Raw genomic sequence first — 12,827 nt, 5'->3', positions numbered from 1 at the left:
GTCAGGCGAGTTCGGCTTCGATCGTGATCGGGATGCCCGTGAGCGCCTTCGAGATCGGGCAGTTCGCCTTGGCGTCTTCGGCGAACGCCTCGAACTCCGCCTCGGTGAGGCCAGGAACGCGTGCACTCACCAGCAGGTGGCTGCCGAGCACGCCCCGACCGGCCTCGAACGTGACGGCCGCCGTGGTCTGGATCGACTCGGGCGCGTGCCCGGCACCCGTCAGCGCATGTGCGAGGGCCATCGAGTAGCACGACGAGTGCGCGGCGCCGAGCAGCTCTTCGGGGTTCGTGGTGCCCGCCTCGCCCTCGGAGCGCGCCCGCCAGTTGACGGGGAACTCGGCGACTCCCGAGGAGTCGAGCTTGGTCGTGCCCGAACCGCCGGCAAGCGTGCCGGTCCAGACGGTGGTCGATTCACTCGTGACGGCCATGGGTCCTCCTCGTCGAGCCGGAGCCCTCAGCCTAGCCCGCGACGGGTGCCGAACGGCAGGCCTGCGCGAGCGGGATGTCAGGCCCGCTGCAGCAGACGCGCGCGAACGAGCAGCAGGTAGATCTGGCATCCGAGGCAGTAGTCGAAGACCGCGTTCAGGAACGCCGCGATGAACGCGAAGCCCGCCGCGATCGCGACCGCGTACTCGACGCCGAACAGGCCGAGCACGACGCCGACGATCGTCACGATGAAGCCGACGAGCTGGGCGAAGGTCGGCGGGCGCGGGTCTTCGAGCTCGGTCGGCGGCGCCAGGCGCGGCCGCACGAACGTGCGGAAGAGCACGCCGAACGGATGCCGCTTCACACCCGCGACCGCACCCCAGAGGAAGATCGCGGAGAGCACGGTGAGCAGCGCCCACGCGGTGACGTCGAGGCCGGCGACCGACAGCACGACGACGGCGAGGAGGAACACGGCGGTGATCGCCGCGGAGAAGCGCGGGGCGCGCGGGTCGATGCCGGCGGGTGCGGCGGTCGTTGCGGCGTCGGATGCGACGGATTCAGGATGCGACATGGGGGCTCCCGATCAGGGTCTCGAGGTGGGTGCGGACGGCCGCGAGGCGGGGGGCTCCGCCGATGCGCGCGGTCGTGGTGCCGTCGGCGCGGAGGATCAGCGTCGTCGGGGTCTGCCGGACGTGGAACCGGTCGGCGAGATCGGCCCGATGCGTGAGGTCGATCTCGACGTGGCGCACGCCGTCGTACGAGGCGGCGACCTCGCCCAACTGCCGGGCGGTCGCCGGGCAACGGCTGCAGTACTCGGTGGAGAACTGCACGAGCGTCGCGGTGTCGCCGAGGTCGGCGTCGGCGAGCCCGAGCGCGGCGGCCGACGTGCTGCGCGTCGACACGGCATCCGTCGTCGTGGTGAGGCCGGCGGCCGACCGGACCCGACCCGTTCTCGCCCGCCAGACGAGACCGAGGGCGGTGGCGAGCGCGGGCAGGCCGAGGCCGACGATGAGCGCCGCCTGCCAGTCCATGGGGCAAGGGTACGAGCGCTCCGTCACGGCGTGTCGAGTGTGACGACGCATGACGGGCGACGACCGGCCGATCGGGCGGATGCCGCGGCGCGCCGGGGGTCGCACGGCGCCGCGCCGCGGCATCCGCCCGATGTCGGCCCCGATGTCGGCCCCGATGTCGGCCCTGATGTCGGCGAGCCAGGTTAGCATCGATGCGATGTCCGAGACGATCAGCACCCCGTATGAAGACCTCCTGCGCGACGTGCTCGAGCACGGCACGCGCAAGACCGACCGCACCGGCACGGGCACCACCAGCGTGTTCGGCCGCCAGCTGCGCTTCGACCTCGCCGAGGGGTTCCCGCTCGTCACGACGAAGCGCGTGCACTTCAAGTCGATCGCGTACGAGCTGCTCTGGTTCCTCCGCGGCGAGTCCAACGTGGCCTGGCTGCGCGAGAACGGCGTCACCATCTGGGACGAATGGGCCGATCCGGCCGGCGAGCTCGGTCCCGTCTACGGGGTGCAGTGGCGCTCCTGGCCCACCGCGAACGGCGAGACGATCGACCAGATCGCCGAGGTCGTCGAGCAGATCCGCACGAACCCCGATTCGCGCCGGCTCATCGTCTCGGCCTGGAACCCGGCCGACATCCCCGACATGGCCCTCGCGCCCTGCCACGCGGTGTTCCAGTTCTACGTGGCCGACGGCAAGCTGTCGTGCCAGCTCTACCAGCGCAGCGCCGACCTCTTTCTCGGCGTGCCGTTCAACATCGCCTCGTACGCGCTGCTCACCCACATGGTCGCCGCGCAGACCGGGCTCGAGGTCGGCGACTTCGTCTGGACGGGCGGCGACTGCCACATCTACGACAACCACGTCGAGCAGGTGCGGGAGCAGCTCACCCGCGCACCGTTCGCCCCGCCGACACTGCGGCTCACGCGCACGCCCGACTCGATCTTCGACTACGAGTACGACGACTTCGAGGTCGTCGACTACCAGCACCACCCCGCGATCCGCGGCGCCGTCGCCGTATGAGCGGTTCCGAGGCAGATGCCGCGGGCCCGCCGCGTCCGGCGATCGGGCTCGTCTGGGCCGAGGCCGAGGGCGGCGTCATCGGCCGCGACGGCGGCATGCCGTGGCACGTGCCCGAAGACCTCGCGCACTTCAAGGCCGTCACGCTCGGCGCGCCCGTGGTCATGGGGCGCAAGACGTGGGACTCCCTGAACCCGCGCTACCGGCCGCTGCCGGGTCGCCGCAACGTCGTCGTGACGCGCCAGGTCGACTGGGCCGCAGACGGCGCCGAGGCGGCCGCGTCCCTCGACGCGGCCCTCGCCCTCCTCGACGACGTCGACCGGGTCTGGGTGATCGGCGGTTCCGAGCTGTTCCGCACGGCCCTCGCCCTGGCCGACCGCGTCGAGGTGACCGAGCTGCGGCACGCCGACGGCTCCTTCCGGCCGCTCGACGGCGATGTGCTCGCCCCGCCCGTCGGGCCGGAGTTCGCGGCCGCGCGCGACGACGAGCACACCTCGGCCACCGGCATCCGCTACCGCTTCGTCACCTACCGCCGCCGCTGACCCCGCCCTCTCGGCCGGCCGGCCGTGGCGACGCCCCCGGGCGACGGCAGCACGCGGCATCCGCTCGACCCGATAGCCTTGAGGGCGTGACTCAGGAAAACCCCTTCGGACAGGTACTCGTCGCGCTCGTCACCCCGTTCACGGCTGACGGCGAGGTCGATTGGCCCGGGGTCGAGAAGCACATCGACCACCTGATCAAGGGCGGCGCAGACGGCATCGTCGTCACGGGCACGACGGGTGAGACGTCGACGCTCACCGACCCCGAGAAGATCCGCCTCGTCGAGGTGGCGAAAGACGTGGCCTCGGGCCGCGCGAAGATCATCACGGGCGGCGGCTCGAACGAGACCGCCCACGCGATCGAGCTCTACAAGCACTCCGAGCAGGCCGGCGCCGACGGCATCATGATCGTCACGCCGTACTACAACAAGCCCACGCAGGCCGGCATCCTGACGCACTTCCGCATGGTCGCCGACGCGACCGACCTGCCCGTGATCCTCTACGACATCCCGGGTCGCACGGGCGTGCCGATCAAGTACGAGACGATCCTGCGGCTCGCCAAGCACCCGAACATCCTCGCCGTGAAAGACGCCAAGGGCGACTTCAGCGAGGTCAGCCGGGTGCTGAACCAGACCGACCTGATGTACTTCTCGGGCGACGACGCGAACGTGCTGCCGCACCTCTCGATCGGCGCATCGGGGCTCATCGGCGTCACGGCGAACATCGCCCCGGCGCCGTACCGCACGATCGTCGACGCCGTGAACCGCGGCGACCTGGCCACCGCGACGGCCGCCCACCAGCAGCTCGAACCCCTCGTGCGCGCCGTCATGACGCACGTGCCGGGCACGGTCGCGGCGAAGTACATCCTGCACGGCCTCGGCCGCATCGGCAGCCCGCGCGTGCGCCTGCCCCTCGTCGGCCCCGAGGAGTGGGAGGCCGCACTCATCGAAGACGAGATCGACCACGTGCGCGGCGTCGAGGGCGTCGACTTCCGAAACTTCCGACCCGACCGCAACGCCGCCGCCGGCGGCGCGCTGCCGAAGGTCGCAGGCACCACCCGTTAGACCCGCGGATGTCGCGGCGCACGCCTGCGCGAGACATCCGCCCCGAGACATCCGCCGGTCACAGGGCCGGCACCGAACTGAACACCGAACGTGAAGGAGGGCCCATGCCCGATTCCATCATCGAACCTGCCCCGCTGACCCCGGGAACGCTTCGCGTCATCCCCATCGGCGGCCTCGGCGAGGTCGGCCGCAACATGACGAGCTACGAGATCGACGGCAAGATCCTCATCGTCGACTGCGGCGTGCTCTTCCCTGAAGAGCACCAGCCGGGCGTCGACCTGATCCTGCCCGACTTCGGCTTCCTGCGCGACCGCATCGACGACATCGTCGGCGTCGTGCTCACGCACGGCCACGAAGACCACATCGGCGGAGTGCCGTACCTGCTGCGCCTGCGCGCCGACATCCCGCTGATCGGTTCGCAGCTGACCCTCGCGCTCGTCGAGGCGAAGCTCAAGGAGCACCGCATCAAGCCGTACAGCCTCACGGTGAAGGAGGGGCAAGACGAGGAGATCGGGCCGTTCGACCTCGAGTTCATCGCGGTCAACCACTCGATCCCCGACGCGCTCGCCGTCGCGATCCACACCGACGCCGGCACCGTGCTCGCCACGGGCGACTTCAAGATGGACCAGCTGCCGCTCGACGGCCGGCTCACCGACCTCCGCGAGTTCGCGCGCCTCGGTGAAGAGGGCGTCGACCTGTTCATGGTCGATTCCACCAACGCCGACGTCCCGGGATTCACGCCGCTCGAACGTGCGATCGGCCCCGTGCTCGACGAGGTCATCGCGCGGGCGCCGCGTCGGGTGATCGTGGCGAGCTTCTCGAGCCACGTGCACCGCGTGCAGCAGGTGCTCGACGCCGCCCACCAGAACGGACGCCGCGTCGCGCTCCTCGGTCGCAGCATGGTGCGCAACATGACCATCGCGGCCGACCTCGGCTACCTCAAGGTGCCCGAGGGCGTGCTCGTCGACTACAAGAAGGCCGGCGACATCCCCGACGACAAGATCGTCTACATGTCGACGGGGTCGCAGGGCGAGCCGATGGCGGTGCTGAGCCGCATGGCGAACCGCGATCACCAGATCGAGGTCGGCCAGGGCGACACGGTCATCCTCGCCTCGAGCCAGATCCCGGGCAACGAGAACGCGATCTACCGCGTCATCGACGGCCTCACCAAGCTCGGCGCGAACGTCGTGCACAAGGGCAACGCGAAGGTGCACGTCTCGGGCCACGCGGCCGCGGGCGAGCTCCTCTACTGCTACAACATCCTGAAGCCGAAGAACGTCCTCCCGATCCACGGCGAGTACCGTCACCTGTTCGCGAACGCGAAGCTGGCTCAGGACACCGGCATCCCCGAGCGCAACACGTTCATCGGCGAGAACGGCACCGTCTACGACCTGCTCGACGGCGAGATGAAGGTGGCGGGTCAACTCGACCTCGGCTTCGTCTACGTCGACGGCTCGACGGTGGGCGAGATCACCGACGCCGACCTCAAGGACCGCCGCATCCTCGGTGAGGAGGGCTTCATCTCGGTCATCATCGTGGTCGATGCCACGACCGGTCGCATCATCGTCGGCCCCGAGATCCACGCGCGCGGGTTCGCCGAAGACGACGCCGTGTTCGAGGAGGTCAAGCCGAAGATCTCGGCGGCGCTGCTCGAGGCCGCGCAGAGCGGGGTGCGCGATTCGCACGCGCTGCAGCAGATCGTGCGCCGCACGGTCGGCACGTGGGTGAACCGTCGCCTGCGTCGTCGTCCGATGCTCGTGCCGCTCGTCATCGAGGCGTAGCAGCCGACGCCCGCCGCCGCTTGCGCAGGTCGGCTGCCGGCGGGGCGCGGGGTTCGTTCACAGGGGCGGGTCGGGACATCCCCGACCCGCCCCTGAATCATCCCCGAGACGGATACCGCTCGCGGCATGCGCGCCGGTAGGTTTGGGCGACCCTTCCCGAACCCTACCGATGGAGGCGCAGCCGTGGGTGTCTGGCGCAAATGGATCTTCCCGATTCTCCGAATGGTGCTGGTGGCGGCGATCGCCGTGGCGCTGGTGAAGCTCGCGTTCTTCCCCGACGCCCCGCAGGCCGACGCGTCGCTGCAGCCGACGGGCACGATCAGCGAACCGCAGGTGCAGGTCGAGCGGGCGTCGATCCGCAACGACGTCGTGCTCGCCGGAACCGTGGGGCCCGTTCCTGCTGTCGCGATCAAGGCGACGGCCAACGGCACGGTCGACGAGGTGTTCGTCAAGCCGGGCCAGGTAGTCGGCCAGGGCGACGTGCTCTTCGACATCAAGGTCGTCGACGAACCGGTCGAGACGACGACCGTCGGTCCTGATGGCGTCCCGATCGTCTCGCTCGGCCAGCCGGGCCACCATTTCGAGAAAGTGCTCGCGCCGACCTCGGGAGTGCTCGTCGGCTTCGACGTGCTCTCGGAGCAGCCGATGGCGGTCGGCCAGGCCGCCGGCCGGGTCGCGCCGCCGTCGTTCGAGGTCTCGGCGCCGCTCGGCGCCGAGCAGCAGTACCGCCTCACGCAGATGCCGACCGAGGCCGAGGTGGTCATCGCGGGCGGCCCTGCGCCGTTCTCCTGCACGTCGCTCACGATCTCGACGACGGATGTCGCGGCCGGCGACGATGCGGACACCGCGGCCGCGGGGGCGGCCGGCGGAGCTCCGGGCAGCGCGACGGTCAGGTGCTCCGTGCCGGCCGAGGTGAAGGTCTTCTCGGGGCTCACCGCGCAGGTGACGATCGCCGCCGGCAGCGCCGACGACGTGCTCGCCGTGCCGACCACCGCGGTCGAGGGCGGCGCCGAGACCGGTGTGGTGTGGCTCGTGGGCGACGACGGCGAGGGTGCGGAGCACCCGGTGACGCTGGGCCTGACCGACGGCGTGAACGTGCAGATCGTCGACGGGCTCGCCGAGGGCGACGCGGTGCTCCAGTTCGTGCCCGGCGCGCCGGCGCAGCCCGACTGCGAGATGGATCCGGCGGCCTGCGGCGGCATGGTCATGGGGCTCGGCAAGTGACGTTGATCGCCCTCGACGGCGTCGGTCGCACCGTCGAGCTCCCCGACGCGCCGCCGCTGCAGATCCTCTCCGCGGTCGATCTCGTGATCGACGACGGCGACCGGGTGTCGATCGTCGGGCGCTCGGGGTCGGGCAAGTCCACCCTGCTGAACCTGCTCGGACTGCTCGACCGGCCGACGCACGGCGAGATCCGCTTCGACGGTGCAGAGGTGCGGCGGCTGTCAGACGCGCGGCTGGCGCGGTTGCGAGGCGCGTCGATCGGGTTCGTGTTCCAGCAGTTCAACCTGCTGCCGGGGCGCACGGCGATCGAGAACGTGATGACGCCGCTGCTCTACGATCGCGGCGCGGCGTTCTGGCGGCGCGAGCGACTCGCTGCGGCGATGCTCGAGCGGGTCGGACTCGGTGCGCGACTGACCTCGATGCCCGATCGCATGTCGGGCGGCGAGCAGCAGCGCGTGGCGATCGCCCGGGCGCTCGTGCGTCGCCCGAGGCTGATCCTGGCCGACGAGCCGACCGGCGCGCTCGACCTCGAGACCGGGTCGACCGTCATGGAGCTCATGGAGGAGGTCGCCCGCGAGACGGGGGCGGCGCTCGTGACGATCACGCACGATCCGGCGATCGCCCGTCGCGCGGTGCGGCACCTGCGGCTCGAGGCGGGGCGGCTGGTTCCGCTCGACGGTGCCGAGGCGCCGGGCGCCGCGCCCGCGGCATCCGAAGCCGTCTCGGCTCCCGAACGACGACGCGAGTTCGAATCCGAACCCGAGGAGGTGCGCGCATGATGTCGTTCGTCGGGCGCTCGCTCACGGGCATCGTGTCGACCTTCGTCGAGTCGGCCGAAGAACTGCGCATCCACCGCACGCGCGTGCTGCTCTCGCTCGTCGGCGTCGCGATCGCCGTGTTCGCGCTCACGACCGTGCTGGGTGCGGCCGCCGTCGCGCAGCAGGCGCTGAACGAGAGCAACGAGCGCAACTCCGGTCGACCGGCGATGCTCTCCGCGAACGTGTACTCGACGTCGATGGACGGGTCCGTCGCCGATCCCGATCGCATCACCGACGCCTGGCGGGCGGCGGTGGCGCGCCACGAGATCGAGTACGAGTCGCGCGTCGGATACGGCGCGCTCACGGCGCAGTTCGTCGACGGCGTGACGCCGGTCGACTCGACGATCGTCGACCCCGACTACGGCATCATGCACCGCACGGCCATGCAGGAGGGGGCCTGGTTCGCCGAGTCCGACGGCGACCGGCTCGCCCCGGCCCTCGTGGTCAACGTGCCGTTCTGGCAGAGCCTCGGCTCGCCCCCGATCGCGACGCACCCCACGGTCGAGCTCCGCGGCTCCGACGGGCCCGTGACGGCGGTCGTGGTCGGCGTCGTGCGCACCTCGGACTTCGAGACGTACCCGCGCTCGTTCGTGCTGGCCGATGCGGTCGACCGGCTCGGCCTCGTCGGTGCGAACCAGAACGGCTACCAGTTCGAGGCCTGGGTGCCGGTCGACGTCGGCGACGACCTCGCCGAGCGCCTGCGCGCCGAGATGCAGTCGGCGGTGCCCGACCTGCAGGCCGAGGTCTATCGCCAGGACTACCTCTCGTGGGGCGGCGGCGACCCGTTGCTCGTGCTGAAGCTCGTGGTCGCGGGCGTCGCCGTGGTGATCCTGCTGCTCGGCGCGCTCGGGCTCGTGACGATCTCGCTCGTCACGGTCAAGTACCGCATCCGCGAGATCGGCATCAGGCGCAGTTTCGGCGCCACGAGCGGTCGCGTCTTCTTCTCGGTGATGATGGAGAGCGTCGTCGGCACGGCCGTCGCGGGCGGCATCGGCGTGGCGCTCGCGATCGTCGCCGTGAAGAGCCCGTTGTTCGAGCAGTTGGTGGGGCAGGGCATGGTCGAGGACTTCCCGCCGTTCCCGATCGAGGCGGCGCTGATCGGCATCGGCTCGTCGGTGCTGGTCGGCGCCTTGGCCGGCCTGCTGCCGGCGCTCACCGCGGTGCGGGTGCGCGTGATCGACGCGATCCGGTTCTGAAGCGCCCGGCCTCCCCATCCGGCGGGCGGATGCCGCGAAACACGCCCGAAACGGGCGCGGCGTAGCATCCGCCCATGGCGGACTTCACGATTCGCCCGGCTGTCGTGAGCGACGGATCCTTCCTCGCCGACATGGTGGTCGAGGCTGCGAACTGGCGAGCGGGCGCGACGCGCCCTCGCCCCTCCGTGCTGAGCGATCCGGTGTATCGCAACTACATCGCGGGCTGGCAGCGCCCGGCCGATCGCGGGTTCGTCGCGGTCGACGCGCAGGGTCGTCCGATCGGCGCCGCGTGGTACCGGCTGCTGGCCTCCGACGTCGCGGCGCACGGGTTCGTCGCCGCCGGCGTGCCGGAGCTCATCATCGGCGTGCGCCCGGTCTGGCGTGCGCAGGGCGTCGGACGGGCCCTCATCCAGGCATTGGCGGATGTCGCGCGCGCCGCAGGCTACGCGCGTCTGGCGTTGAGCGTGGAGCACGGCAACCACGCCGAGAGCCTGTACCGGAGCGAGGGGTTCTCGGTGGTCGCGTCGCGCGGCAACCGGGACACGATGGTGCGGCTGCTGTCCTGAGTCGGGTTCCGGCGTTGTCCTGAGCCGAGCCCCAGTGCGAGGCCGCGGTCCGGTGCCGTGCGCGCGGTCGCGGCGCGAATTCCGTGCGGTGGCGCGGATCGCGGACACTCGCGGCTGCCTGGCGGTGCACGTCGGCGGTCGGCCCTAACGTAGAGCCCATGGCTACGAGCACCAGGTCGAACGGACGTGCCTCCGGCACGCCTGCGCGCGCGGGTTCGAGGTCGACGAGTGCCAAGGCGTCGAGCGCGAAGACCGCGCCGACGAAGAAGCTGCCCGCCACGACCACGCGCGCGACCTCCGCGAAGGGGGCGGCCGCGGCATCCGATCGTCCGAATCTCCTCGTGCGCATGTGGATGGGCCTGGCGCACGTCACGGGTGGCGCCGCGCGCGCGCTCGGCCCCGAGACGCTGAGCAAGGAGGAGCGGCGCGACGGATTGCCGTTCTTCCTCGTGCTGCTCGCCGTCGTCGGCGCCGTCGTGGAGTGGTTCTTCATCAACGAGCCGGTCGCGCAGGCGTTCGACACCTGGACCTTCGGCGGGCTCTTCGGCCGAGTGGCCTTCGCGCTGCCCGTGATCCTGCTCGTGTTCGCGGTGTGGCTGTTCCGCCACCCGAGCTCGGTGCACGACAACACCCGCATCGGCATCGGTCTCGCCATCCTGCTGCTGTCGGTCTCGGCGCTGTGCCACCTCTTCGGCGGCCGTCCTGCGCCGAGCGAGGGCATGCCCGTCCTCGCGCGCGCCGGCGGCATCCTCGGGTGGATGCTCGCCGAGCCGCTCGCACTGCTGATCACCCAGGTCGGGGCGACGATCGCCGTGATCGTGCTGCTCCTGCTCTCGCTGCTGATCATCACGAAGACCCCGCCGAACCGCATCCCGGCCCGATTCCGCGAGCTCTACGCCTGGCTGTTCGGCGCTCCCGAGCCCGACGAGGCCGCGGTCGCCGAGCGTGCGACCGTCGAGAAGCCCAAACGCGGGCGCAAGTCGGTGCCGGTCGAGCTCGACGGGCTCGAGGCGCTCGACGCAGACGGCGAGGGTGCCGAGGGCGGCAAGTCCGGCATGCTCCCGTGGTGGCGCCGCAACGAGTCGAACCGCGAGGTCGACCCCGAATTCGAGGCTCCCGGCGTCGACGGGCTCACCGCCGTGTTCGGCGAAGCCTCCGGTGCGGGTGCGTTCGACTCGCCGATCGACTCCGCGGGCGGCGGCACGGCCTACGGCGCCGAGGTGCTCGACGACCTGCAGCGGGCCGAGTCCGCACTGCAGCACTTCACGGGCGACGTGCCGCGCGGCGGCACGGCCCTCAAAGACGACGACGCCGGTGCCACGGGCGTGCTCTCGGTGTTCGACGCTGCGGCGGCCGATGAACTCGGTGCGGCTGCAGTCGCAGGCGGCACAGCGGCGCCGGGTACGGCCGTCGCCGGCGCTCCGGACGCCGATGAGCCCGACCGCCCCTACAACCTTCCTGCGGCGTCGACGCTCGCCGCCGGGGCACCCGCCAAGTCGCGTTCCGCGGCGAACGACGAGGTCGTCCGGCAGATCACGGGCGTGCTCGACCAGTTCGGCGTCGACGCGAAGGTCACCGGCTTCAGCCGCGGCCCCACGGTCACCCAGTACGAGATCGAGCTCGGGCCGGGCGTCAAGGTCGAGCGGGTCATCGCCCTCTCGAAGAACCTCGCCTACGCGGTCGCCTCGAACGAGGTGCGCATCCTCTCGCCGATCCCCGGCAAGAGCGCGATCGGCGTCGAGATCCCGAACGCCGACCGTGAGATCGTCACGCTCGGCGACATCCTGCGCTCGGGCGCCGCGGCGCACGCCAAGCACCCGATGACCATCGGCGTCGGCAAAGACGTCGGCGGCGGCCACGTCGTCGCCAACCTCGCGAAGATGCCCCACCTGCTCGTCGCCGGATCCACCGGCTCCGGCAAGTCGAGCTTCGTGAACTCGATGATCACGTCGCTGCTCATGCGCGCCAAGCCGTCCGACGTGCGCATGGTGCTCATCGACCCGAAGCGCGTCGAGCTCGCCCCCTACGCGGGCGTTCCGCACCTGATCACGCCCATCATCACGAACCCCAAGAAGGCCGCAGAGGCGCTGCAGTGGGTCGTCAAAGAGATGGACATGCGCTACGACGACCTCGCGTCGTTCGGCTTCCGCCACATCGACGACTTCAACAAGGCCGTCGTGAACAACGAGATCGTGCTGCCGCCCGGCAGCGAGCGAAAGCTGAAGCCCTACCCGTACCTGCTCGTCGTCGTCGACGAACTGGCCGACCTCATGATGGTCGCCCCGCGCGACGTCGAGGACTCGATCGTGCGCATCACGCAGCTCGCGCGCGCCTCGGGCATCCACCTCGTGCTGGCCACGCAGCGCCCGTCGGTCGACGTCGTCACCGGTCTCATCAAGGCCAACGTCCCGTCGAGGCTCGCGTTCGCGGTCACGAGCGTCACCGACTCGCGCGTCATCCTCGACCAGCCCGGAGCCGACAAGCTGATCGGCCAGGGCGACGGCCTGTTCCTGCCCATGGGTGCGTCGAAGCCGGTCCGCGTGCAGGGCGCGTGGGTCAGCGAGGCCGAGATCGAGAAGGTCGTCACGCACGTCACGCGTCAGGCGCGACCCGACTACCGTCAAGATGTCGCCGCTGCGGTCGAGCGCAAGGAGATCGACGCCGACATCGGCGACGACCTCGAACTGCTGCTCGCCGCGGCAGAACTCGTCGTCTCGACGCAGTTCGGCTCGACGTCGATGCTGCAGCGCAAGCTCCGCGTCGGATTCGCCAAGGCCGGCCGTCTCATGGACCTCCTCGAGTCGCGGGAGATCGTCGGCCCGTCCGAAGGGTCGAAGGCGCGCGACCTGCTCGTGTCCGCCGACCAGCTGCCGGGCGTGCTCGCTCGCCTGCGCGGCGAGGAGCCCGCGGGGCGGCCCGCCGCACCCGCAGCGCCCGCCGCTGCCGCGTCGCCCGCCCCGCCGGCCGCCGGCGGCCCGTCGCCGACCGAGGCGTTCGAACCCGACGACCGCTACGACGGCGACCCGGTGGCGCGCGCGACCCAGGGCCTTCCCGAGGTCGAGGGCGACGCCGACGAAGACGCCTGGGGCCTCACCGGCCGCGACTGAGCGCTCGCCTCCGGCGCGCGGCTCGCACGACCCTCCGGGGCCGGGCGAGGGCCCGCCTGCGGCATCCCGCTAT

Annotated in this window: 12 protein-coding genes; 9 read left to right on the top strand and 3 right to left on the bottom strand. The window is 71.1% G+C overall.

The features are described from left to right. Position 1 precedes the first annotated feature (1 nt). The 3 genes from GQR16_RS07570 to GQR16_RS07560 all read right to left on the bottom strand — a co-directional run bounded on the left by GQR16_RS07570 (position 2) and on the right by GQR16_RS07560 (position 1,456). Complete coding sequence (locus GQR16_RS07570; protein ID WP_157414552.1) at positions 2 to 427, bottom strand: OsmC family peroxiredoxin; 426 nt, start codon at positions 425 to 427, stop codon at positions 2 to 4. 77 nt (positions 428 to 504) lie between these two features. Next, positions 505 to 996, bottom strand: a complete 492-nt coding sequence (locus tag GQR16_RS07565) for a DUF4395 domain-containing protein (RefSeq protein ID WP_157414551.1) — start codon at positions 994 to 996, stop codon at positions 505 to 507. Then, positions 983 to 1,456: a thioredoxin family protein gene (locus tag GQR16_RS07560; RefSeq protein ID WP_157414550.1), complete on the bottom strand. Its 474-nt coding sequence runs from the start codon at positions 1,454 to 1,456 to the stop codon at positions 983 to 985. Before GQR16_RS07560 ends, GQR16_RS07565 begins: the two co-directional genes overlap by 14 nt. Positions 1,457 to 1,652: 196 nt before the next feature. Here GQR16_RS07560 and GQR16_RS07555 point away from each other — a divergent pair, with 196 nt between their 5' ends. The 9 genes from GQR16_RS07555 (at position 1,653) to GQR16_RS07515 (ending at position 12,754) form a co-directional block, all read left to right on the top strand. After that, a complete protein-coding gene (locus GQR16_RS07555; RefSeq protein ID WP_157414549.1) occupies positions 1,653 to 2,462 on the top strand; it encodes a thymidylate synthase in 810 nt (269 codons plus the stop codon). After that, positions 2,459 to 3,001 carry a dihydrofolate reductase gene (locus tag GQR16_RS07550; protein ID WP_157414548.1) on the top strand — a complete coding sequence of 181 codons (543 nt, stop codon included), beginning with the start codon at positions 2,459 to 2,461 and terminating at the stop codon, positions 2,999 to 3,001. The genes GQR16_RS07555 and GQR16_RS07550 overlap by 4 nt, the downstream gene beginning before the upstream one ends. Before the next feature lie 86 nt (positions 3,002 to 3,087). After that, positions 3,088 to 4,062 carry a 4-hydroxy-tetrahydrodipicolinate synthase gene (dapA, locus tag GQR16_RS07545; protein ID WP_157414547.1) on the top strand — a complete coding sequence of 325 codons (975 nt, stop codon included), beginning with the start codon at positions 3,088 to 3,090 and terminating at the stop codon, positions 4,060 to 4,062. Between the two features lie 104 nt (positions 4,063 to 4,166). Next, positions 4,167 to 5,843 carry a ribonuclease J gene (locus tag GQR16_RS07540; protein WP_157414546.1) on the top strand — a complete coding sequence of 559 codons (1,677 nt, stop codon included), beginning with the start codon at positions 4,167 to 4,169 and terminating at the stop codon, positions 5,841 to 5,843. 231 nt (positions 5,844 to 6,074) lie between these two features. Beyond that, positions 6,075 to 7,067, top strand: coding sequence for a permuted SH3 domain-containing protein (locus GQR16_RS07535; protein ID WP_425482616.1), 993 nt, complete (start codon positions 6,075 to 6,077; stop codon positions 7,065 to 7,067). Next, positions 7,064 to 7,846, top strand: coding sequence for an ABC transporter ATP-binding protein (locus GQR16_RS07530; RefSeq protein ID WP_157414544.1), 783 nt, complete (start codon positions 7,064 to 7,066; stop codon positions 7,844 to 7,846). The genes GQR16_RS07535 and GQR16_RS07530 overlap by 4 nt, the downstream gene beginning before the upstream one ends. Beyond that, positions 7,843 to 9,081 carry an ABC transporter permease gene (locus tag GQR16_RS07525; RefSeq protein ID WP_157414543.1) on the top strand — a complete coding sequence of 413 codons (1,239 nt, stop codon included), beginning with the start codon at positions 7,843 to 7,845 and terminating at the stop codon, positions 9,079 to 9,081. The genes GQR16_RS07530 and GQR16_RS07525 overlap by 4 nt, the downstream gene beginning before the upstream one ends. A gap of 74 nt (positions 9,082 to 9,155) precedes the next feature. Continuing rightward, positions 9,156 to 9,647 carry a GNAT family N-acetyltransferase gene (locus GQR16_RS07520; protein ID WP_157414542.1) on the top strand — a complete coding sequence of 164 codons (492 nt, stop codon included), beginning with the start codon at positions 9,156 to 9,158 and terminating at the stop codon, positions 9,645 to 9,647. Positions 9,648 to 9,805: 158 nt separating this feature from the next. Continuing rightward, positions 9,806 to 12,754, top strand: coding sequence for an FtsK/SpoIIIE family DNA translocase (locus GQR16_RS07515; RefSeq protein WP_157414541.1), 2,949 nt, complete (start codon positions 9,806 to 9,808; stop codon positions 12,752 to 12,754). The last annotated feature ends 73 nt before the right edge of the window (positions 12,755 to 12,827 follow it).

It is taken from the genome of Agromyces allii (assembly GCF_009749385.1).
Classification (GTDB): Bacteria; Actinomycetota; Actinomycetes; order Actinomycetales; family Microbacteriaceae; genus Agromyces; species Agromyces allii.
The sequence above is the reverse complement of the archived record's forward strand: the minus strand, read 5'-3'. Positions and strand labels throughout refer to the sequence as shown.

Excerpts from the sequence above, each read along its gene's own strand:
- GQR16_RS07550 (WP_157414548.1), top strand. The coding sequence starts at position 2,459 with ATGAGCGGTTCCGAGGCAGATGCCGCGGGCCCGCCGCGTCCGGCGATC.
- GQR16_RS07520 (WP_157414542.1), top strand. The coding sequence starts at position 9,156 with ATGGCGGACTTCACGATTCGCCCGGCTGTCGTGAGCGACGGATCCTTC.
- GQR16_RS07515 (WP_157414541.1), top strand. The coding sequence starts at position 9,806 with ATGGCTACGAGCACCAGGTCGAACGGACGTGCCTCCGGCACGCCTGCG.
- GQR16_RS07540 (WP_157414546.1), top strand. The coding sequence starts at position 4,167 with ATGCCCGATTCCATCATCGAACCTGCCCCGCTGACCCCGGGAACGCTT.
- GQR16_RS07555 (WP_157414549.1), top strand. The coding sequence starts at position 1,653 with ATGTCCGAGACGATCAGCACCCCGTATGAAGACCTCCTGCGCGACGTG.
- GQR16_RS07570 (WP_157414552.1), bottom strand. The coding sequence starts at position 427 with ATGGCCGTCACGAGTGAATCGACCACCGTCTGGACCGGCACGCTTGCC.
- GQR16_RS07560 (WP_157414550.1), bottom strand. The coding sequence starts at position 1,456 with ATGGACTGGCAGGCGGCGCTCATCGTCGGCCTCGGCCTGCCCGCGCTC.
- GQR16_RS07525 (WP_157414543.1), top strand. The coding sequence starts at position 7,843 with ATGATGTCGTTCGTCGGGCGCTCGCTCACGGGCATCGTGTCGACCTTC.
- GQR16_RS07565 (WP_157414551.1), bottom strand. The coding sequence starts at position 996 with ATGTCGCATCCTGAATCCGTCGCATCCGACGCCGCAACGACCGCCGCA.